This window comes from Bacillus sp. FJAT-45037, assembly GCF_002797325.1.
Taxonomy (GTDB): domain Bacteria; phylum Bacillota; class Bacilli; order Bacillales; family Bacillaceae_D; genus Alkalihalophilus.
Map to the genome: position 1 here is coordinate 1,043,614 of NZ_KZ454938.1, position 18,479 is coordinate 1,062,092.

Annotated in this window: 19 protein-coding genes and 1 riboswitch; of the genes, 11 read left to right on the forward strand and 8 right to left on the reverse strand. The window is 40.2% G+C overall.

The window, feature by feature from the left end:
- Positions 1–5: 5 nt before the first annotated feature.
- Positions 6–845, forward strand: coding sequence for a phytoene/squalene synthase family protein (locus CDZ88_RS05320; protein WP_198507821.1), 840 nt, complete (start codon positions 6–8; stop codon positions 843–845).
- A 35-nt stretch (positions 846–880) separates the two neighbouring features.
- On the opposite strand, the gene CDZ88_RS05325 is transcribed toward CDZ88_RS05320, so the two are convergent.
- From CDZ88_RS05325 to CDZ88_RS05340, 4 genes are read right to left on the reverse strand one after another with little or no spacing between them, the layout of a single operon-like run.
- Positions 881–2,356, reverse strand: a complete 1,476-nt coding sequence (locus tag CDZ88_RS05325; RefSeq protein ID WP_100372550.1) for a phytoene desaturase family protein — start codon at positions 2,354–2,356, stop codon at positions 881–883.
- The gene (locus CDZ88_RS05330) at positions 2,353–3,462 is read right to left on the reverse strand and encodes a glycosyltransferase family 2 protein (RefSeq protein WP_232718571.1); all 1,110 of its coding nucleotides are present in this window, start codon (positions 3,460–3,462) and stop codon (positions 2,353–2,355) included. The genes CDZ88_RS05325 and CDZ88_RS05330 overlap by 4 nt, the downstream gene beginning before the upstream one ends.
- Positions 3,459–4,181: a lysophospholipid acyltransferase family protein gene (locus CDZ88_RS05335; RefSeq protein WP_100372552.1), complete on the reverse strand. Its 723-nt coding sequence runs from the start codon at positions 4,179–4,181 to the stop codon at positions 3,459–3,461. Before CDZ88_RS05335 ends, CDZ88_RS05330 begins: the two co-directional genes overlap by 4 nt.
- The gene (locus CDZ88_RS05340; RefSeq protein ID WP_157796485.1) at positions 4,178–4,975 is read right to left on the reverse strand and encodes a carotenoid biosynthesis protein; all 798 of its coding nucleotides are present in this window, start codon (positions 4,973–4,975) and stop codon (positions 4,178–4,180) included. The genes CDZ88_RS05335 and CDZ88_RS05340 overlap by 4 nt, the downstream gene beginning before the upstream one ends.
- A gap of 93 nt (positions 4,976–5,068) precedes the next feature.
- Between CDZ88_RS05340 and CDZ88_RS05345 the strand changes: the two genes are divergently transcribed.
- The 3 genes from CDZ88_RS05345 to CDZ88_RS05355 all read left to right on the forward strand — a co-directional run bounded on the left by CDZ88_RS05345 (position 5,069) and on the right by CDZ88_RS05355 (position 6,948).
- Complete coding sequence (locus CDZ88_RS05345; protein WP_100372554.1) at positions 5,069–5,812, forward strand: SDR family NAD(P)-dependent oxidoreductase; 744 nt, start codon at positions 5,069–5,071, stop codon at positions 5,810–5,812.
- A 62-nt stretch (positions 5,813–5,874) separates the two neighbouring features.
- Positions 5,875–6,741 carry an SDR family oxidoreductase gene (locus CDZ88_RS05350; protein WP_100372555.1) on the forward strand — a complete coding sequence of 289 codons (867 nt, stop codon included), beginning with the start codon at positions 5,875–5,877 and terminating at the stop codon, positions 6,739–6,741.
- Between the two features lie 69 nt (positions 6,742–6,810).
- Positions 6,811–6,948, forward strand: a complete 138-nt coding sequence (locus CDZ88_RS05355; protein ID WP_100372556.1) for a YycC family protein — start codon at positions 6,811–6,813, stop codon at positions 6,946–6,948.
- A gap of 42 nt (positions 6,949–6,990) precedes the next feature.
- Here the strand turns inward: CDZ88_RS05355 and CDZ88_RS05360 are convergent, their stop codons facing one another.
- Both CDZ88_RS05360 and CDZ88_RS05365 read right to left on the reverse strand, forming a co-directional pair.
- Positions 6,991–8,520 (reverse strand): uracil permease, encoded by a 1,530-nt coding sequence (locus CDZ88_RS05360; RefSeq protein WP_100372557.1) that lies wholly within the window; start codon positions 8,518–8,520, stop codon positions 6,991–6,993.
- A 14-nt stretch (positions 8,521–8,534) separates the two neighbouring features.
- Positions 8,535–9,128 (reverse strand): xanthine phosphoribosyltransferase, encoded by a 594-nt coding sequence (locus CDZ88_RS05365; RefSeq protein ID WP_100372558.1) that lies wholly within the window; start codon positions 9,126–9,128, stop codon positions 8,535–8,537.
- 131 nt (positions 9,129–9,259) lie between these two features.
- Positions 9,260–9,361: riboswitch (purine riboswitch) on the reverse strand.
- Positions 9,362–9,588: 227 nt separating this feature from the next.
- Here CDZ88_RS05365 and CDZ88_RS05370 point away from each other — a divergent pair.
- Positions 9,589–10,368: an N-acetylmuramoyl-L-alanine amidase gene (locus tag CDZ88_RS05370; RefSeq protein WP_100372559.1), complete on the forward strand. Its 780-nt coding sequence runs from the start codon at positions 9,589–9,591 to the stop codon at positions 10,366–10,368.
- A 167-nt stretch (positions 10,369–10,535) separates the two neighbouring features.
- Entirely contained in the window at positions 10,536–12,122 is a 1,587-nt protein-coding gene (locus tag CDZ88_RS05375; protein WP_100372560.1) for a glutathione ABC transporter substrate-binding protein, read from the forward strand.
- Positions 12,123–12,209: 87 nt separating this feature from the next.
- On the opposite strand, the gene CDZ88_RS05380 is transcribed toward CDZ88_RS05375, so the two are convergent.
- Positions 12,210–12,293 carry a YjcZ family sporulation protein gene (locus CDZ88_RS05380; protein ID WP_100372561.1) on the reverse strand — a complete coding sequence of 28 codons (84 nt, stop codon included), beginning with the start codon at positions 12,291–12,293 and terminating at the stop codon, positions 12,210–12,212.
- 398 nt (positions 12,294–12,691) lie between these two features.
- Between CDZ88_RS05380 and CDZ88_RS05385 the strand changes: the two genes are divergently transcribed.
- From CDZ88_RS05385 to CDZ88_RS05405, 5 genes are all read left to right on the forward strand, one after another.
- Positions 12,692–13,210 (forward strand): PTS sugar transporter subunit IIA, encoded by a 519-nt coding sequence (locus CDZ88_RS05385; RefSeq protein WP_100372562.1) that lies wholly within the window; start codon positions 12,692–12,694, stop codon positions 13,208–13,210.
- A gap of 157 nt (positions 13,211–13,367) precedes the next feature.
- Positions 13,368–14,213 carry a BglG family transcription antiterminator LicT gene (gene licT / locus CDZ88_RS05390; RefSeq protein ID WP_100372563.1) on the forward strand — a complete coding sequence of 282 codons (846 nt, stop codon included), beginning with the start codon at positions 13,368–13,370 and terminating at the stop codon, positions 14,211–14,213.
- Between the two features lie 2 nt (positions 14,214–14,215).
- Complete coding sequence (locus CDZ88_RS05395; RefSeq protein WP_100372564.1) at positions 14,216–15,154, forward strand: aminoimidazole riboside kinase; 939 nt, start codon at positions 14,216–14,218, stop codon at positions 15,152–15,154.
- 162 nt (positions 15,155–15,316) lie between these two features.
- Complete coding sequence (locus CDZ88_RS05400) at positions 15,317–15,850, forward strand: DUF8052 family protein (protein WP_232718573.1); 534 nt, start codon at positions 15,317–15,319, stop codon at positions 15,848–15,850.
- Positions 15,847–17,466, forward strand: coding sequence for a carbon starvation CstA family protein (locus tag CDZ88_RS05405; RefSeq protein WP_100372565.1), 1,620 nt, complete (start codon positions 15,847–15,849; stop codon positions 17,464–17,466). Before CDZ88_RS05400 ends, CDZ88_RS05405 begins: the two co-directional genes overlap by 4 nt.
- A 51-nt stretch (positions 17,467–17,517) precedes the next feature.
- Here CDZ88_RS05405 and CDZ88_RS05410 read toward each other — a convergent pair whose 3' ends face one another.
- Positions 17,518–18,474 (reverse strand): TIGR03943 family putative permease subunit, encoded by a 957-nt coding sequence (locus CDZ88_RS05410; protein WP_100372566.1) that lies wholly within the window; start codon positions 18,472–18,474, stop codon positions 17,518–17,520.
- Positions 18,475–18,479: the final 5 nt, after the last annotated feature.

Consider the following 18,479-nt stretch of genomic DNA (forward strand, 5'->3'; position numbering starts at 1 on the left):
AAAACATGAGTAGGTTAAAAGCAGCTTACCGAGACTGCTACGACATCATACATCAGCATTCACAAACATTTACGAAAGCGTTCAGTACATTACCAGAATCAAAACGTAATGCGGTATGGGCTGTGTATGCATTTTGTAGAAAGGTCGATGATATTGTTGATGAAGGAAGTAATCCGACAGAAGAGCTAAAACAATTCGAACAAAATTTCGATCGATTTCTTCGAGGCGACCTTCCCTTAACTGACTCAAAATGGGTAGCATTGGATGATGTGTTTACGAAATTTGACATGGATGAAATCGCCTTCTACGATATGATACGCGGTCAGCGCATGGACTTAACGAAAGTAAGGTACGAAACCTTAGAAGAGCTTGAGGAATATTCGTATCATGTGGCAAGTACTGTTGGATTAATGCTTTTACCAGTTCTAGCGCCGAACAACCATGAATCATTACGTCCTGGTGGAATCGCATTAGGTCTTGCTATGCAAATTACAAACATTCTACGAGACATTCAAGAAGATTTGGAGAAAGATAGAATCTACTTACCAAAGTCAGTGATGGAAAAGCATAGCTACACAGAAGAGGATTTACGTCATGGGAATGTAAATGAATCATTTATTGCGATGTGGGAAGAACTTGCCCATCGAGCAGAAGATCTTTATACACAGGCACTAAATTCAATGGATGGCTACCCACTTGACTCTAGACTGCAAGTAAAAGGTTCTGCTGTCTTATACCGTGCTATTTTAAAGTCGGTTCGTAAAAATGACTACAATGTTTTTAAAACGAGACATTACGTTACAGCAGAAGAAAAACAAGAAATTTTGCATAAAATGGAAGCGTAAAAAGACGTGCAAAGGGATTCGCCTTTGCACGTCTTTTACGTGTGTTTATTTTGAATCACTTTGGCAATGTTTTCACCACTTAACGTCACCATCGGAGAGCCACCACCGGGGTGAGTAGAACCACCGACAAAATAGAGATTCTCTAAGTCTTTCGCTTTGTTTGCAGGACGTAGAAAAGCATCTTTCTTACGATTTGAAGCTGGACCATATAAAGAGCCAAGATAAGAATAGAAGGTATCTTGAATCCAAGTAGGATCAATGACCTTTTCTTCAATGATATAAGGCGTAAGATCAACGTCAAACTTTTTTAACGTTCGGTAGATAAGTTCCTTGTATTGGGTCACATCCATTTCAGCATTTGCATGATGAAGGGGCGGGGCATTGACAAGGATAAATAAATTATCGCCATCGGGTGAGACGGACGGATCTGTGAAAGATGAATTACAGATATAAATTGTTGGATCATGTGCGTATTTTTTTTGATCAAATAGTTGACGAAATTCTTCATTGTAGTCTGAACTAAAATATACTTGATGGTGAATAAGGGAATCAATTCTTTTATTCAAAGAAACTAGGATCACAAAAGCTGAGATCGATGGTTCATGACGGGTAATCTTCTTATCAGTAAAGTGGCTCCTAAATTTTTCTGGGACTAGCTTTGGATAAACAGACAGAAGGTCACCGTTCATAATGACTTCATCTACTTGAATGGATTGTCCATTAGAAAGTTGCATTGCCGAGACCGAACGTTTTGATACATCTAGCCGAGTAACTTCCACACCTCGTGTGATTGTTACGCCGAGTTCTTCGGCACGTTTAGCGAGAGCTTCAGCAAGGCTTGGATTGCCGCCTTTGATATAGTACACCCCATCGAGCAATTCTAAATAAGCAATCATCGCAAAGGTAGCAGGTGCAATATACGGGGAAGAGCCTATGTAGGTCGCATAACGGTTCAACATTTGAATCGTTTTTTCATTTTGAAAAAAGCTGCGATGAAAGGCCTCAAGTGTCTGATAAGGCTTGACTTGAAACAAGGCAGCGGCAAGGCTAGGTGATAAATAATCACGCCAATTTGTAAAGGTACGATGTAAGAAATAACGATCGGATAAATGATAGAGTCGCGTGATTTCCTGTTTATACGCTTCAAATTTTTCGGTGACATCTATCCCTTCAAAAGCAGAGAGTTGCTCGAGCATCTCTTTTTGATTGGTAGAAAGATCAAAGGAAGTTCCATCTTGAAAATGATTTCGTGTATGAGTATCGAGCTTAATGAATGTCACGTAATCATCAGGATTGACTCCTGTTGTTTCAAATATACGTTTAAACACATCAGGCATTGTGATTGTATTAGGTCCAAAATCAAAATTTGCCGAACCGAGTCGATGTCGCATCATTTTTCCACCAAGATGATCGTTCTTTTCTACGAGATGAACATCAAATCCTGCATGAGCAAGGAGAATAGCACTCGTTAATCCACCAAGGCCGCCCCCGACTATTCCTATTTTCTTCATGAATAACGCCGTCCCTTCCAAGTGAAACCGTAGCCTCGTATACTTAAATACATCGAGCGATATAGAACAAGAAGAAGGCTAACCGCTGAGAGTGGCATGAGGACCCATAGCCATCTTTCTTGCTTCATCGACCAATCAATGTAGAATCGGATCAATAAAGTGAGTGCTAGTGGAAGCAAGGCCAACCAGTCACTATTTATTACTCCGATAATCGCAACCGGTAGAGGTAGTACAAATAGTAATAGATAAAAGATGGATAGCATAATAGCTAGAGGGATCGACCGACCAATTCCCGGGAAGATATTTTTTGAGAAGCCGTCCCACACTTCTTGATTTGATTCATACATATAGCAAGTGACAGAAGACGTCACCGACCCGAGAATCGCTCGGTGACCACTCCTCTTTACCGCGCGAGTGAGATGAACATCCTCAACAAGGGAGTTTTTGACAGCCTCATGCCCTCCAGCATCTACATAAGCCTGACGCTTAAAGAACATAAAAGCACCATGTGCGGCGGTAAAAGCTGGTTTTGTTGAATGATTGGCCATAAAAAGCGGCAAATGCAAGATCACTATCATGTGCTGCAAAGGAACAAGAAGCTTACTTAAAAAGCTAGTTGTTGGGAAATGTGGAAACCCTGTCAGTAGACCTGCTTGTTTGAGTCGTAGTAACTCAAGCGATTGATCAAATGTTTCAGGTGCGAGGCGGATATCAGCATCGATGAATGCTAAATAGTCGCCCTTCGCTGCTTGACCTAATTGCTTGCACGCATGGACCTTACCGACCCAGCCTTCAGGGAGAGGCTTTCCGAGGAGAATCTTCGCGTTGGGCAATGTTTTGCTCCATCTCTTAAGCAATTCTCCTGTTTGATCGTCTGAACCATCATCTAGAAAGATAAATTCTAGATTTGGGTATGATAATTGAGAAAAGGATTGAATAAGTCCCTGGACATTTCGTTCTTCATTTCGAAGCGGAACCATTACTGAGATTAATGGTGAGTCACTGTTATTTTTGACTACTTTGGGTAAGGACGGGATAAAGGATCGATTAATAATCGTCCAACCTAGTAGGAAAACTAAGACAAGAACAAGAGTCATAATCATCATTCGTTCCTCCGGTTCGTTCGATAGGATTGCAACCATTCACTGACCGTTCGTCTTCCTGTTATCACGGGTTGATAATCCTCAATGTTTCCTTGAATCAGTCGTTCTTTTTGATGGTCTAACTGTTTCGTAATGTAAGTTTCTAAATATACTGTCTTGCTTGTGCGGTCAGCTCCTAAGTCAGAATGTTCAATTGCTGTGCCGATCTGAATAAATAATTCGGGTTGTTGTTCATGCATGAACGTGTAGTAATACGTCACAGGAACGACTAACACATCAGGGCGATCTTCAAGCAAATAAGCAACACCACCCATGAAATCGAGTGGTCGCTTTTCTAAATGTTGTTCAGCGCCTTGAGGAAACATCCAGACCGCTTGATTTCTAGCAAGCTTGTCTTTGCCATAGCGAAGCGATTGAAGTAATGACCTAGGATTATTCGGATTCACAGAAAAGGCACCGATTTTGCGGAAAAAAGGGAACTCCTTCAAGCCGTCTTCTCCCATCATTGCGTAACAATCATGTTTAATATGCTGCTCTGAAAGGTAGAAAGAGATAAGACCATCCCACCAACTAGAATGATTGGCAATGAGTAGAATAGGTCGATCGGTTTCAGGGACACGACCGTTTAGATGAACCGTATAAAAATTTCTGCGAAGAAGCCAATATTTATTGTAAGCATGTAGCATAGATTGAAACCATGCTTGTTTATCGGCTTTGATCATTGATGTTCACTCTCCTTCTTACGTGAGATGAAATAGCCAAGAAGTAAGAGGATCATTGGTATGGCAGTTACAATAATCGAAAGCCATAGTCCCGCCGTTGCAGCAATGATCATAAACATAACGATCATCAAAAGAAATAACCAAACCATGCGATCAGTCCAATATCGAGAAACATCTTGTACCCATAATTTTTTTAGAGTAAGGAAAATAAAGATGATGCTATGTAAGATGAAGGCTAACCAGAACCAGCCTGCAAAGTTTGAAAAAGGGATGTCATAATATAGTCCGCCCTGATGCCAGATCCAGTATTCTTTAACGTGAAAGGCAACGGGATCAATGATGAGGTCAATGACAACCGCTGCCAAGCTAGCAACCACTACATAGACAAGCCCCTTAAGCCACGTCGAATCGATCATATGAACGAGTTGTTTACTAATGACATGAGTGGTAGCAATGACCATTAACCAAGCAAAACCGATCGTTAGCGGAAGATCCATTATCACGAGTCCAAAATCTGGATTGTAATAATAGTGTCCAAAAAATAATCCATAATGTACACCGATTGCCTCTGCTAATAACGTAACAATGAAAATGAGTGCGGATATGATTCCCCCAATCGCCTGACCGTAATTTCGAAGGAAATATACGACACCAAGCAACCCTGAAAGAATTAAAAAGACTGCATTCGCCCATTCAAGTGCGGGAGGCAAAATATCAAAGCTTAATAAAACAACACCGTTTATGTACCAAAAAATAAACAACCGAAATAAAACTCTATCAAATGTGTTCGACATGACAACAGCCTCCTTATTGACTATCATTATTATAAATTGAATATACCAATTGTACAATTATTGTACATGTTGTTGAAGATTGGAGTGGGATCAATGGATAAACAAGTCGTTATCGTAACAGGTGCAGGTAACGGAATAGGAAAAGAAGTGGCTAAAGCCTACGCAAAAAATAAGATGACGGTGGTCGCGGCAGATATTGACTTTGAATCGGTTCAAATGCTAAAAAGCGAAGTAGAAAAAGAGCAAGGAGGAAAGATTTACCCGGTACGGTGTGATGTGAAAAGTGAAGAACAAATTGTTGAAATGATCCGTCATGTCGATTATCAATTTGATCGGATCGATGTACTCATTAATAATGCTGGGGTTTCAAGATTTTGTTCTCCGTATGAGTTGTCGGTTAATGAGTGGGATGAGATTATGAATACGAATGTACGAAGTGTGTTTATTTGCACGAAGGAAGCAGCGAAAATCATGAAGAAAAATGGCGGAGGTGCGGTTGTCAATATTTCCTCTACTCGTGCACGAATGTCAGAACCACATTCTGAAGCGTACGCGGCATCAAAAGGTGGAATCCTATCTCTCACACATGCGTTTGCAGCGAGTTTGCAAGAAGATGGAATTGTAGTCAATGCAATCAGTCCAGGTTGGATTCATACGGGGTCAAGAGAGGACTTGCGTGAGGTGGATCATCAGCAACATTTCTCTAAACGAGTAGGAAAGCCAGATGATATTGCTAGAGCTTGTTTGTTTTTAACGAACCCTGAAAATTCCTTTATTACAGGTGAAAATGTAACGATTGATGGTGGCATGACACGGAAAATGATTTATGAAAGTTAAATAAAACATTTGGTTATCTTTTTTTCATTTTAAGAAAAGCTAAATCAAAAGGAGTGTTCAACATGAGTAATAAATCGTATCCATCAGGTCAACCGGCACAACATCAAGAGAGACAACCTGGCTTCGAGGAGGAAATGGACCCAAAACCGGTATTTGATCGACCGAGTTATAAAGGTAGTGGTAAGTTAGAAGGAAAAGTAGCTCTTATTACCGGTGGAGATAGTGGAATCGGACGAGCTGTTGCGATCGCGTTTGCTCGTGAAGGGGCGGACCTTGTTGTGTCTTATTTAGACGAGCATGAAGATGCGACAAAAACCAAGGAACTAGTGGAGAATGAAGGGCGACGTTGTTTATTATTCACAGGAGATATTGGCGATGAGAGTGTATGCCAGCAGCTCATAAAAAAGACAATGGACACCTATAATCAACTAGATGTACTCGTAAATAATGCTGCCGAACAACATCCGCAACCATCGATTGAGTCGATTAGTGCAGAGCAATTAGAGCGAACATTTAAAACGAATATTTTCTCTTTCTTTTATGTAACGAAAGCGGCCCTACCACATATGAAATCGGGGGCAAGCATTATAAATACAGCTTCCATTACCGCATATCAAGGCAATGATCAACTCATCGATTATTCTGCAACAAAAGGGGCGATTGTTGCATTTACCCGTTCGCTCTCTGAATCGATTCTTAAGAGAGGTATTCGAGTGAATGGTGTAGCTCCTGGGCCAATTTGGACGCCACTTATCCCAGCAAGTTTTGATAAAGAGCATGTTGCATCGTTTGGGAAGAGTGTACCAATGAAGCGAGCGGGACAACCGGAAGAATTAGCCCCTTCCTATGTTTACTTAGCTTCAGAGGATTCTTCGTATGTAAGTGGACAAATGTTACATGTCAACGGAGGAGCTATTGTGAATGGTTAAAAAGGAAAGTTAGCTATTGCCAGAAGAAACGCCAATCCGCTACACTGTTTGTAAGGAGTGATTGATACGATGAAACCTTTACAAATTTCAGCAGAAACCGCCCAAAAACTGTCTAAGTCATTAAATGTACCAATTGAGCAAATCATGCATATGCCACAGCATATCTTACTAGCTAAGCTAGCAGAGCTTGAACAAGAGAAAAAATAACATGAAAAAGGCGAATCCGTTTTAACTGGATCCGCCTTTTTTCTATGAAGCGATTTGTCGTCGACTTTTTGTCTGACTAGTCGAAGCGACGGTCGTAACTGTTGCTTGTTTAAATCCGCAATAGATGAAGAAAGCTGCCACTAACACATATCCAAGCGCATAATCAGGTGCAGCATTAATCGATAGGGCAGGAGCGTGCATAAAGCCTACATACGATAAGAAAGCAGCAATGAGTGAGAAGATCGTTGCTTCTTTAAAGTTCTTATCAATAATTGCAACTGTCATCGCACCGAGTAAGATCGCTGTAAACATGGCCCCTTGACCAAGTGGGACAATCCCTTCTGAAATACCAGCAACGACCTCTCCAGCCCCATTGTTAAATCGAGTCATCACATAATTTGCGAAGTATGGAAGCATGGCTAAAGCAACAGCCGGGTAGTATTTTTTTTCGTTTGACGTAAAGGCTGTCGTAACCATAGAAAGACCAACAAAAACTAGAATTGGAGCAATTGCTGCTAGTGGAATAATCGCAGCCAAGCCGGCAATCAGACCTGTAACCGCTGCAACACCAAATACTATTGCATTTAAAATGCTGTATCCCCGACCTGCACCCATTTGCTTAGAGCCAACAGTAGCAATGTAGACTGTCGTCGGAAATAATCCCCCAAAGATCGCACCAATCATAGTTCCAGCACCATCTACAGCTTGACACTCTCTGACATCATACGAATCCCCAGCAGCTGCCATGGCGTCGACATTATTCATCGTCTCAATCGCATTATATAACGTAATAGGTACTAAGACTGCGAGTAGACCTATTAACGCTCCAAATAAATAGGTCATGCCTTCAAAGGCAGCAAGTGATGGTAGAATCGGATAAAAGCCTATGTTTGCAATTCCTTCAGAAATGCTTGTAGGTGATTGATAACCGAGTGCGAAGGCCAAAGCTGTACCGATCACTACCGCAAATAAAGAAGCAGGAATCTTGAATGGCATAGCGATCTTTCCTACGACGCCGACTAAAATAATCGCTAATGAGACAAGGCCAACAACAGGGATGGAAAACGTATTAAAGAGCATTTCCCCTGCAATGAACGTTAATGCAACCCCAGCAAGAGCACCAAGCATAGCAGCACGCGGAAGACGATCGCGAACCCAATTTCCAGATAAACTTACTAAAGCCTCAACCAAACCACTTAAAAAAGCAGCGGCAACAGCAATTTTCCAAGCAAGTTCAGGATTCCCGGTTAACGCATTCGCAGGTGCTAAAACACCGAATAGAAAAACAAACATGACCGGTGTACTAATTCCGTATGATAAGGCTGTCACATCTGTTCTGTTTTCTTTTACTGCAAGGCGTTTGGCCATATATGCGTAATACAGATTCCCAACCATTACAGCAACGGCTGCTCCAGGAATCACTTTTCCGAAAACGATGCTTGCAGGAAAGCCCATACCGAGCATGGTCACTGCAATAATAACGAAGTTTGCTAGATTATTTTGAAAGAGAGCGAAAAACGCGTCGGTATCTTCTTTTTTATATAATGGATAATGTATGGCGTTCGTTGACATCGTGTTAGCCCTCCTTATTGTTGAACAGAAACTAAGTCTTCGACAAAGGTGACCTTGCCGTTTGTTAGAGAATTTACTCTTGCTAATGATTCAATGCGGTAACCGGCTTGCGCTAATTTTGTGCGACCATCTTGAAACGACTTTTCAATGACAATGCCGAGTCCACAAACGTGTGCGCCTGCTTGTTCGACGATATCGATTAAACCAAAGGCTGCTTGTCCATTCGCTAAGAAATCATCAATGATCAATACACGATCACCTGGTTGAATGAAGTCTTTTGAGACCGTAATGTCATTAGTCTCTTGCTTTGTGAAGGAATAAACCTGACTAACGAGAAGATTCTCCGTTAACGTTAATGATTTTTTCTTTCTAGCGAAAATAAGTGGAACGGCTAGATCGGTCGCTGCCATAAAACTAGGGGCAATGCCTGAAGATTCAATCGTTAACACTTTGGTAATGCCGTCTTCTTTAAAACGTCGTGCGAATTCTTTCCCGACTTCAGCCATTAATACAGGGTCAATCTGATGATTTAAGAATGTATCAACTTTTAATACGTCATCTGATAAGACCTTGCCTCTTTTTAAAATTGCCTGCTTTAACTTCTCCATTTGCTAGCCCTCCAGTGAATAAACAAAAAACCCGAATATCAAGGTACCTGCATGACGACAAGTGATACCTTGACATTCGGGTTCAAAAATAATGCATAAATAAGACACAAGATGTGCCAGCATTTTCGAGACGGATGTCAAACATCACTCATAGTCAAGCCATTTACGGTAGCTTGGTAGAAACTTGTGAGCCATATCCTCACTATTATACGAGTTAATGTATTAAATTGTTTGTGTATAGGGGTAAGTATAGACGAAAACTCTTCATTTTGGAAGAGTTTATTTAGAAAAAGCGAATAATGATCAATGTGGTGATGAATTCATTCATGTTATCTATTTGCAAGTTAAATATGGGGACTGAGAAAAACGTAATAACATGACAATTGGAGGGGCAAGTCTTATGAAAATGCGTAATGTGAAAGTGTAAGAATATTTTTAAAAAATGAATGGGGTGTTAAACATGGCAAAAATATTTCTCGACCCTGGTCATGGGGGACGGGATCCTGGTGCAATAGGAAACGGACTTCAGGAGAAAAATATAGTATTAATGATCGCACGTCGAATTCGCGATATTATGCTTGAAGAGTATGACGGGGTAGAAGTTCGAATGAGTCGAGATACAGACGTATTTGTGGAATTGTCAGAACGGACAAGATTAGCTAACGTGTGGAGAGCAGATTACTTTATTAGTATCCATGTAAATGCAGGAGGAGGAACAGGATTTGAATCATTTATCCATCCTTCACGATCATCAAGGACTGTTCAAAATCAATCCATTCTTCATTCGGAGGTTTTAAATCAAATAAAGGCTGTTAATCGTGGTAAAAAAAATGCAAATTTCGCCGTGTTACGAAATACGTCTATGCCAGCAATTTTAACTGAAAGTTTATTTATAGATAATGTAGCAGATGCAAATAGGTTACGTCGTGTGGATTTTTTGGAAAGTATCGCACGAGGACACGTCGAAGGTATAGCGCGTATATTTAATCTTCGAAAAAAAGTAGTCTCACCACCTCCGCCTGCTCAAACTATTTATAGGGTGCAAGTTGGAGCGTTTAAAGTACGGGGAAACGCCGAACGAGTGATAGAGCAGTTAAGAAGAGATGGCTACGAAGCATTTGTCTTGACGGATGGAGACTTAAATAAAGTACAGGCTGGGGCCTTTACTCAAAGAGATAACGCTGAAAAATTTAGAAATGAATTACGTCAAAAAGGTTATGATGCAACTTTAATGACGTAAGAAGATAAAAAACAGTCTAACAAAGGCTGTTTTTTGTCTGAAAAATTTAAATATTCAACAACATCTGAATTTGAGTATTCCTACCTTTTTACTTGTAATTAAATAGAAGCTGAGTATAATGGAGATATATATAAGAGAGATTAGAGAGAAGAAAGTGGGGAGTCATAATGAAAGTTAATCGTAAATACTTAGTATGGGTACTACTCGTAATGATAAGTGGGGTACTTATCGCGTGTGGGGATAATGAAGACAATCAAGCAGATAACGAACAAGTTGTAGAAAAGGTACCTACTGACATCGTGATTGATGCACAAGCTGCACCTCAAACCTTAGATCCACATTTAGCAAATGAACATCAAACGTTAAATGTTGGTCGTACAATCTATGATACGCTTGTTTACACAGATGAAGAGATGAATTTGCATATGGGTCTAGCTGAGAGTTTTGAGCAGATTGAAGATACCGTTTGGGAAGTGAAATTACGTGAAAATGTCACATTCCATGATGACTCAAGCTTAACGGCAGAAGTGATAAAAGCAAATGTGGATCGCATCCTTGATCCCGAAGTGGCAGCACCTGTTTCATTTTTATTTGATATGATCTCAAATGTCGAAGTGATTGATGAGCTAACTGTTCATATTGAAACAGAATTTCCGTTTGCGCCATTACCTATTCATTTTGCACACCCAGGCGGACATGTCATTAGTGGTGAGGCGATTTCAGAAGATTACGAGGCAATGGAAGCTGGAAATGAGCCAGGAAGTGTCATTAATGAACATCCTGTAGGGTCTGGTTATTTTAAATTTGATAGCCGTGAACATGGTACTTTTGTTAAAGTCGTAAAAAATGAAGATTATTGGGGAGAACAAGCCAAAGTCGATTCGATCACATTCAAAGTTGTTCCTGAGGACCTAGTTCGAGTTGGGGAATTAGAAACAAACACCGCTCAAATCATTGGTCACTTAAACCCAAGTGATGTCACACGTGTTGAGCAAACAGAAGGCATGAAAGTGGCACGTCAAGACAGTGCAAGTTTAGCGTACCTAGGATTTAATACACAAAAAGAGCCATTTACGGATGAACGTGTGCGTCAAGCGATCTCAATGGCTGTTGATAAAGAACAAATTATTGATGGCATTTTAGATGGGGCTGCTCTTATAGCAGAAGGTCCACTTGCACCGCCGGTTTACGGTTACAGTGATGAAGTAACAGGTCACCCTTACAACCTTGAACAAGCGCAAGAATTATTAGCTGAAGCAGGGTATGAAGATGGGTTTGAAACATCCATTTGGATTGACGATGCGCGTATTCGTGTCGATGTAGCCGAATACTTACAAGGTCAATTGGCTCAAATTGGTATCGAAGCAAATATTGTAGCGATGGAAAATGCAGCTCATCGTGAAAGTTTAAACAATGGTGATCATGAGCTAATGATTGGTGCTTGGGGAACGGTAACGGGAGATGCTGATTATGGTTTATTCCCGATGTTCCACTCATCGAATTTTGGAATCGTTGGTAACCGAACATTTTATGAAAATGAACAAGTTGACGAATTGCTAACACTTGGTCGCCAAGAAGGGGACGAAGAAAAACGTCTACAATATTACAAAGAAGCACAAGAAATAATTGTGGAAGAAGCACCTCTTGTTCCTTTATATCATGTAGAACATTTAGCGGGAATTCGTGACAACGTTGAAGGATTCACGATCCATCCGAGTAGCTTGTATTACATGCGTGATGTCACATTGAATTAAGTAAAGAAAAAACAACGAACCCCTCTAGAGGAAACCTAGTGGGGTTTGTTGCGTTCATCATTTGGAGGGGAAATTCTTACTGAATTATTAGACGTACGCGGAACCGACAATGACTAATAAGATGAACAATACGACGATCAGTGTGAATCCATTTTGATAAGAGTAACCCATAGTTGTCAACCCCTTTCTTTGCTGTTCCATACATACTATGACAAGGTGGGTAATGTGGTTGGGCTTATATCATGTCTCTTCTTATTCTTTAAGGTAATAGGAGTCTTGGACAATGTACGTCGATTCAGCCAAGTTTTTTTGTTTGAGAATGCTCCTACAAGGGAATAGTACAAGCAAGCCACCCCAATAAGATGTATGAATTGACAAGGCCAGGCGTTCATATTAGAATATGGAAGCGAAAAGAATATGGCAGGATTGTAACTGACTCGATCAGGCAAGACCTTTAGAGACGAATGGGGATGACTGGCTATCTTTGTGTCGTTTTTTTAGGTCTTTTTTCTGTCCCTTGAATTATGTACCGTTCATTGTCATAAAATAATTAAAGAGGTGTTTTGAAGATGTTAAAAAAATTATTCGGACTTGATAAGAAAGAAGCTTCGCCAATTCAACCAACTCAGGAAATTGTGCATGCACCAATGACAGGAAGACTAGTTGCGATTGAAGAAGTACCCGATCCAACATTTGCTGAAAAAATGATGGGAGACGGGATTGCGATTGAACCAACAAGTGGTAAGGTGGTTGCCCCTGTAGCTGGTGAGATCATGCAAGTGTTTCCAACGAAGCATGCTATTGGGATCAAAACAACTGGTGGCGCTGAAGTTCTTCTTCATATTGGCCTGGAAACGGTTAACATGAAGGGTGAAGGTTTTACTACACATGTAAAAGAAGGCGACAAAGTCAAAGTTGGAGATGCTCTAGTAGACTTTGACCTAGAACTTGTTAAAGAAAAAGCAGCAAGCATTATTACTCCAATGGTAATTACAAACCAAGATGACTTAGATAGTGTCCAAAAAGAGCCAGCAACAGATGTTGTGGCAGGAGAGACTCCTTTACTTACGTTAAAAATGAAGGGCTAATACAAAAGAGGTGAAGTCATTCAGTGACTTCACCTCTTTTTTTCTCCGTTTCGTATTTATGCAAAGATTTTTGATTACCTAAACAGACATGACACTTTTACTTTCACTTTAACTTCGATACAATATTAAAAAGGAATATAGAGCTAGGAGCAAAGTGATGAAAATTAATAAAGTGCTAAATAATAACGTCGTCGTTGTTAAAGAAGGTCTTGAGGAAATTATTGTCATGGGTTCGGGTCTTGCTTTCGGGAAACGTAAGAATGATGTGATTAATCCAGAAAAAATAGAAAAAGTCTTTGTGATGCAAGATCAAAGTGAATACGAAAAATTTACTCAAATCACCAATATGTTACCTGAGGAACATATTGCGTTAGCGGAAGAAATTATTACGCATGCTGAAAGGCGATTACAAACCAATTTAAATGAACATGTTCATGTGGCGCTGGCTGATCATGTATCCTTTGCGATCGAACGGATTAAACAAGGCTTTAGCCTGCATAATAAATTATTGCAAGAGATTAAAGCGCTCTATTCAACCGAGTTTGAAATTGGATTATGGGCAATTGACTATATTTCAAAAAAAACAGGGATCGAACTTCCTGAAGATGAAGCAGGACATCTCGCTCTCCATATTCACACAGCGAAAATGAATGCTTCAACAATGAATGAAGTAATGAATACGACCGTTATTCTACATGAACTCATCTCGATTATCGAACAGACACTTCATGTAAAAGTTGAAGAAGAATCGATATCATATCAACGATTAATGACTCACCTTAACTTTGCATTGAAGCGGGTTGTGGAAAAAGAACCATTTCAAGATGTCGATCCTGATATGCATCAACTAGTCGAGCAAAAGTATGCAGCTTCTTATAAAACAGCCGAAAAGCTTGCGCAACATGTAAAAGAGAGGCTACAACAAGATTTGCCGGCTTCTGAGCTTGTTTATTTAACATTACATATCCAACGAATTGAAAAAAAGAAAACAGATGAGGTGTAACAATGAAAGGAATTATTTCATTAGGTGAAGCGCTAATAGACTTTATCCCATTAGATGAGGACAATACGACTTATCAAAAGAGTCCAGGTGGAGCTCCTGCCAATGTGGCGGTAGCCGTTGCAAAATTAGGAGCTAAGTCGACTTTTGTGGGGAAGGTTGGACAAGACGTACTAGGTGAGTTTATGAAAGAGACATTATCTAGTCATAATGTGTGTGTCGATCATATGTACCTTACGGATGAAGCGAGAACAGGTGTAGTTTTCGTCACATTGGATAATAACGGGGAACGTCATTTCAGCTTCTATATCGATCCAAGTGCAGATCGATTTTTAGCTCCTACGAACATTAGTGAAGATCTATTTAAAGAGCATAACATTTTACATTTCGGTTCAATATCAATGATTAGTGAACCAAGTAAGAGTGCAACAATTGAAGCAGTTAATTTAGCCAAACAAAACGATGTATTAGTTTCATATGACCCGAATCTACGTCTCGGTTTATGGCCGTCAAAAGAACAAGCGAAAGAAACCATCTTATCCATGCTATCTACTTCAGATGTCGTGAAGATCTCAGACGAGGAACTAACCTTCTTAACAGGCGAAACAAGCCTTGAAAAAGGACTTGAGCAATTAGCAGTGTATAATATCCCGGTATTGCTTGTTACCTATGGCAGCGAAGGTAGTTATATTCATGTTGATGGAAAAACCGTCCATGTTCCAGCGAGAAAAGTAAGGACAGTTGACACAACAGGAGCGGGAGATGCGTTTGTTTCAGGTATTTTATATCAATTAAGCGAATTAGAGACGAATTATCAAGAGATCTCATTAGAACGGTGGGAAGAAATTGTTCGCTTCGCATCTGTGTCGGGCTCGCTTGCGGCGTCGACACGTGGGGCAATGACGGCCTTGCCGACATTAGAAGAAGTGAAAAATAAACTTTAATAAGAGAAACCTCGAGCAAAAGCGCTCGAGGTTTTTATAGTTAAGAAAACAAATATCAAAGTTTGTCTTGTATTATTCTTTTATTTTTGTATAATAATAAATAATCGCTAGAAAAATTAGAAAATTTCAATAATTGGGAACTTAAGTAATTGGGGTGGTCAAGTGAATGAAGTCGAGATGTCAAAGTTTATTAATGAAATGGCGAATCAGTATACGATGCAATTTAATGTGTACAGGCAGGAGAAGCTTGGAGCGACGGATCTTGAGTTTTATGCAGAATTTCAGCGGCGAGATGAAAAATATTTAATGACAAAAACAATCAAAGTATGGAGTGTTGAGAATCAACAATATGCGTTTGTGAAGAAAAAAAGCTCTTCACTAACAAAGGAGGACATCACTAAGTTTGCTACAGAAATCGATGTTCATATTAAAGAATTCGTTCCTGAAAAAAGAGAGCATATGTCGAGCTATTTTGTCGGGGTGATTGTGACGAATCATCAAGTAGACAAGCAAGTACTAAGGGAAGTGAGGCGAGCGCGGCGAATCCAATTTATGAAGTTCGGATTGCATGGCTGGGCGGACCGTTACATCGCTATTGTAGATTTGACAGAGAAAAAAGTACATATCAATAACAAGGGGAGAGAGTTTATCAAGGGGTTTGAAGATGCTTTATTAAAGAGGGAGGCTAAGTCATGAACTTTTTGACGTTAATGTTATTTTCAGGTGTTATTTTACTTCTTGCCTATCGGTTTTACGGAAGATTTTTAGAAAAAGAACTAAAAATAGATCCTAATCGGGTGACTCCAGCTGTCGAAATGAATGATGGTGTAGAGTACGTACCGGCTAAGAAACCAGTCTTATTAGGACATCATTTTGCGACGATTGCTGGTGGTGGACCGATCACAGGACCGATCACAGCTGTTGCATTCGGTTGGTTACCTGCTGTGATTTGGATTATTATTGGTAGTATTTTTATTGGTGGGGTTCATGATTACACATCTCTTCAAGCATCGATTCGTCATAAGGCAAAATCGATTGGTACGGTGATTAAAGAGTATATGGGTGGTCGTGGTCAATTATTATTTCTAACGTTTTCAATCGCTACGTTAATTTTAGTAGTCGGTGTATTTATGATTCTTGTAGCAAATACTTTTGTAGCTGTACCTGAAGCAGCTACAGCATCTGTACTTTTTCTCGGGGTTGCTATTATTTTTGGTTTTTTCGTGAATCAACTTCGCATCAATCTAGCCATTGCAAGTGTGTTCGGTGTACTTGCGATGTTATTGTCGATTTGGGTAGGAATTCAATTCCCAATTCATCTCAGTGCAACAACTTGGTCTCTTATTTTATTAGGCTACGCGTATGTTGCATCAGTTATGCCAGTATGGTTGCTATTACAGCCACGAGATTACTTAAATTCGTTTTTGCTTTATGGATTGATCCTTGGAGCGGTTGTTGGAATTGTCATCGCTTCACCGACGATTCAACTTCCAGCCTACACAGGGTTCCGTCATGAAACGATGGGATTTTTATTCCCAATTCTATTTATTACAATTGCCTGTGGTGCGATTTCAGGGTTTCATTCCCTCGTTTCTTCGGGAACAACTGCTAAGCAATTAGATAATGAGAAGAATGGGAAGTTTATTGCTTATGGTGGGATGCTACTTGAAGCATTTTTAGCGATTATTGCGATTGGTTCTGTTGCTTATTTAACTCAAGCAGACTTTGCTGCACGAATGGAAGCATTGGGAGGCCCGATCGGAACATTCGCAGCTGGCATTGGTTATTTCATGTCGTTCTGGGGAATTCCAGAGACGACGGCAGTCACATTTGCAGCTTTAACCGCATCGGCCTTCTTATTAACAACTCTTGATTCAGCTACCAGGTTGCTGCGTTATGCCGTTCAAGAAATTACAGAAGATCGTGCCCCAAAAGCATTTCAAAATTCACACCTTGCTACAGCAACAGGTCTTGTTGGAGCGGCAGCACTTGCTTTATCGGGAACGTGGTCGCAAGTATGGCCACTCTTCGGTTCAGCCAACCAGATGCTTGGCGCTCTCGCCTTGCTCGCTGTCACGGTTTGGTTAAAGAAGACAGGAGCGAGAACATTCTATGTAATTATTCCGATGTTCTTTATGTTCTTTGTCACAGTAGCTGCACTGCTCGTACTCATGTACAACAACTATGTGGCGAGTAATTGGTTATTGTTTGGTTCAGCATTTATCCTGTTCATCCTTTGTGTGTTCTTGGCAATTGAAGGTTGGAGGGCGTTAACAGAGAAAGAGGAACAAGATCATACAGTAAAGATGTAAGCACAAAGAAAGACCCGATCTATTCATCATAGACGGGTCTTTCTTACGGTGTTAAAATCCGAAGCTTGGAAATACATAAGGTGTTTCAGGTTCTGGAACCACTGTGATTGTTGCTTGTTGGAGCAGTGGAATGTGGAAATCATTGTAGCTAGTTTTGGAAATGGTTCCTTCTACTCTTACCCATGTATCATTTTCATACGTAGAAGCTTTGTCATACTCAATCATTGTTCCGTACACAGAGGCATCAGCCACACAGCACGTCATACCGAACCTCGCAACAACGAGTTGATCATCAGCAAACTCCGGTTCTCTATAAACGAAACCGACCATCTCAATTTGATGGCCAAGAAAACGATCAAGATGGAGATCTAGCACAGTCATCACATCTAAATAATTTTCTTCTGTTACAGAAATTCGATCTGTTTGAAGAAGTTCTTGTGCTAATTCATCATAGTATGAATTAAACCCTTCCTCTGTGTAAAACTCTTCTACATTAAAATCTTCATATTCATTGTCTGCTGAATCAATAGAATCCATGTAACCGTCAGGGTCGTTTAAATAGGCTTCAGCACGAGACGTCGAACTTTCTGTCGTTGGGTCTGGTGCATTTGTTGGTTTTGTTAAGATTCCTGATCCGTATTGAATGCCACGATTTGCTGCGACATTACTATCAAGTAGTTTATCAGGTAGGACAAACCCAAGAACAATCGGTGCAATAAAGATAGAGTAGATAATGAGTTTTGTTACTGCCGATCCTTCCATATTATGATCGGTCCCGCAGTCGCACAGCTGCTCTTCCTCCTGTCCTTTAGATGTGCTTCTAATAATCTGAATGACACCAAGTAAAAGAAAGACAGCTGTTGCAAAATAAATAAATGGCATCATATTGACTGCGATATAATATCGAATATTACCTGTAATAATGAAAGCCAACATAAGTAAGGCAAACCCTATAAGAATAATCCCTCGAATGTATGCATGAAACCCTAAATCTGTTTCTTTTTTCAAAATTC

Coding starts and splice junctions, on each gene's coding strand:
- CDZ88_RS05320 (WP_198507821.1), top strand. CDS start 6: ATGAGTAGGTTAAAAGCAGCTTACCGAGACTGCTACGACATCATACAT.
- CDZ88_RS05325 (WP_100372550.1), bottom strand. CDS start 2,356: ATGAAGAAAATAGGAATAGTCGGGGGCGGCCTTGGTGGATTAACGAGT.
- CDZ88_RS05330 (WP_232718571.1), bottom strand. CDS start 3,462: ATGATGATTATGACTCTTGTTCTTGTCTTAGTTTTCCTACTAGGTTGG.
- CDZ88_RS05335 (WP_100372552.1), bottom strand. CDS start 4,181: ATGATCAAAGCCGATAAACAAGCATGGTTTCAATCTATGCTACATGCT.
- CDZ88_RS05340 (WP_157796485.1), bottom strand. CDS start 4,975: ATGTCGAACACATTTGATAGAGTTTTATTTCGGTTGTTTATTTTTTGG.
- CDZ88_RS05345 (WP_100372554.1), top strand. CDS start 5,069: ATGGATAAACAAGTCGTTATCGTAACAGGTGCAGGTAACGGAATAGGA.
- CDZ88_RS05350 (WP_100372555.1), top strand. CDS start 5,875: ATGAGTAATAAATCGTATCCATCAGGTCAACCGGCACAACATCAAGAG.
- CDZ88_RS05355 (WP_100372556.1), top strand. CDS start 6,811: ATGAAACCTTTACAAATTTCAGCAGAAACCGCCCAAAAACTGTCTAAG.
- CDZ88_RS05360 (WP_100372557.1), bottom strand. CDS start 8,520: ATGTCAACGAACGCCATACATTATCCATTATATAAAAAAGAAGATACC.
- CDZ88_RS05365 (WP_100372558.1), bottom strand. CDS start 9,128: ATGGAGAAGTTAAAGCAGGCAATTTTAAAAAGAGGCAAGGTCTTATCA.
- CDZ88_RS05370 (WP_100372559.1), top strand. CDS start 9,589: ATGGCAAAAATATTTCTCGACCCTGGTCATGGGGGACGGGATCCTGGT.
- CDZ88_RS05375 (WP_100372560.1), top strand. CDS start 10,536: ATGAAAGTTAATCGTAAATACTTAGTATGGGTACTACTCGTAATGATA.
- CDZ88_RS05380 (WP_100372561.1), bottom strand. CDS start 12,293: ATGGGTTACTCTTATCAAAATGGATTCACACTGATCGTCGTATTGTTC.
- CDZ88_RS05385 (WP_100372562.1), top strand. CDS start 12,692: ATGTTAAAAAAATTATTCGGACTTGATAAGAAAGAAGCTTCGCCAATT.
- licT (WP_100372563.1), top strand. CDS start 13,368: ATGAAAATTAATAAAGTGCTAAATAATAACGTCGTCGTTGTTAAAGAA.
- CDZ88_RS05395 (WP_100372564.1), top strand. CDS start 14,216: ATGAAAGGAATTATTTCATTAGGTGAAGCGCTAATAGACTTTATCCCA.
- CDZ88_RS05405 (WP_100372565.1), top strand. CDS start 15,847: ATGAACTTTTTGACGTTAATGTTATTTTCAGGTGTTATTTTACTTCTT.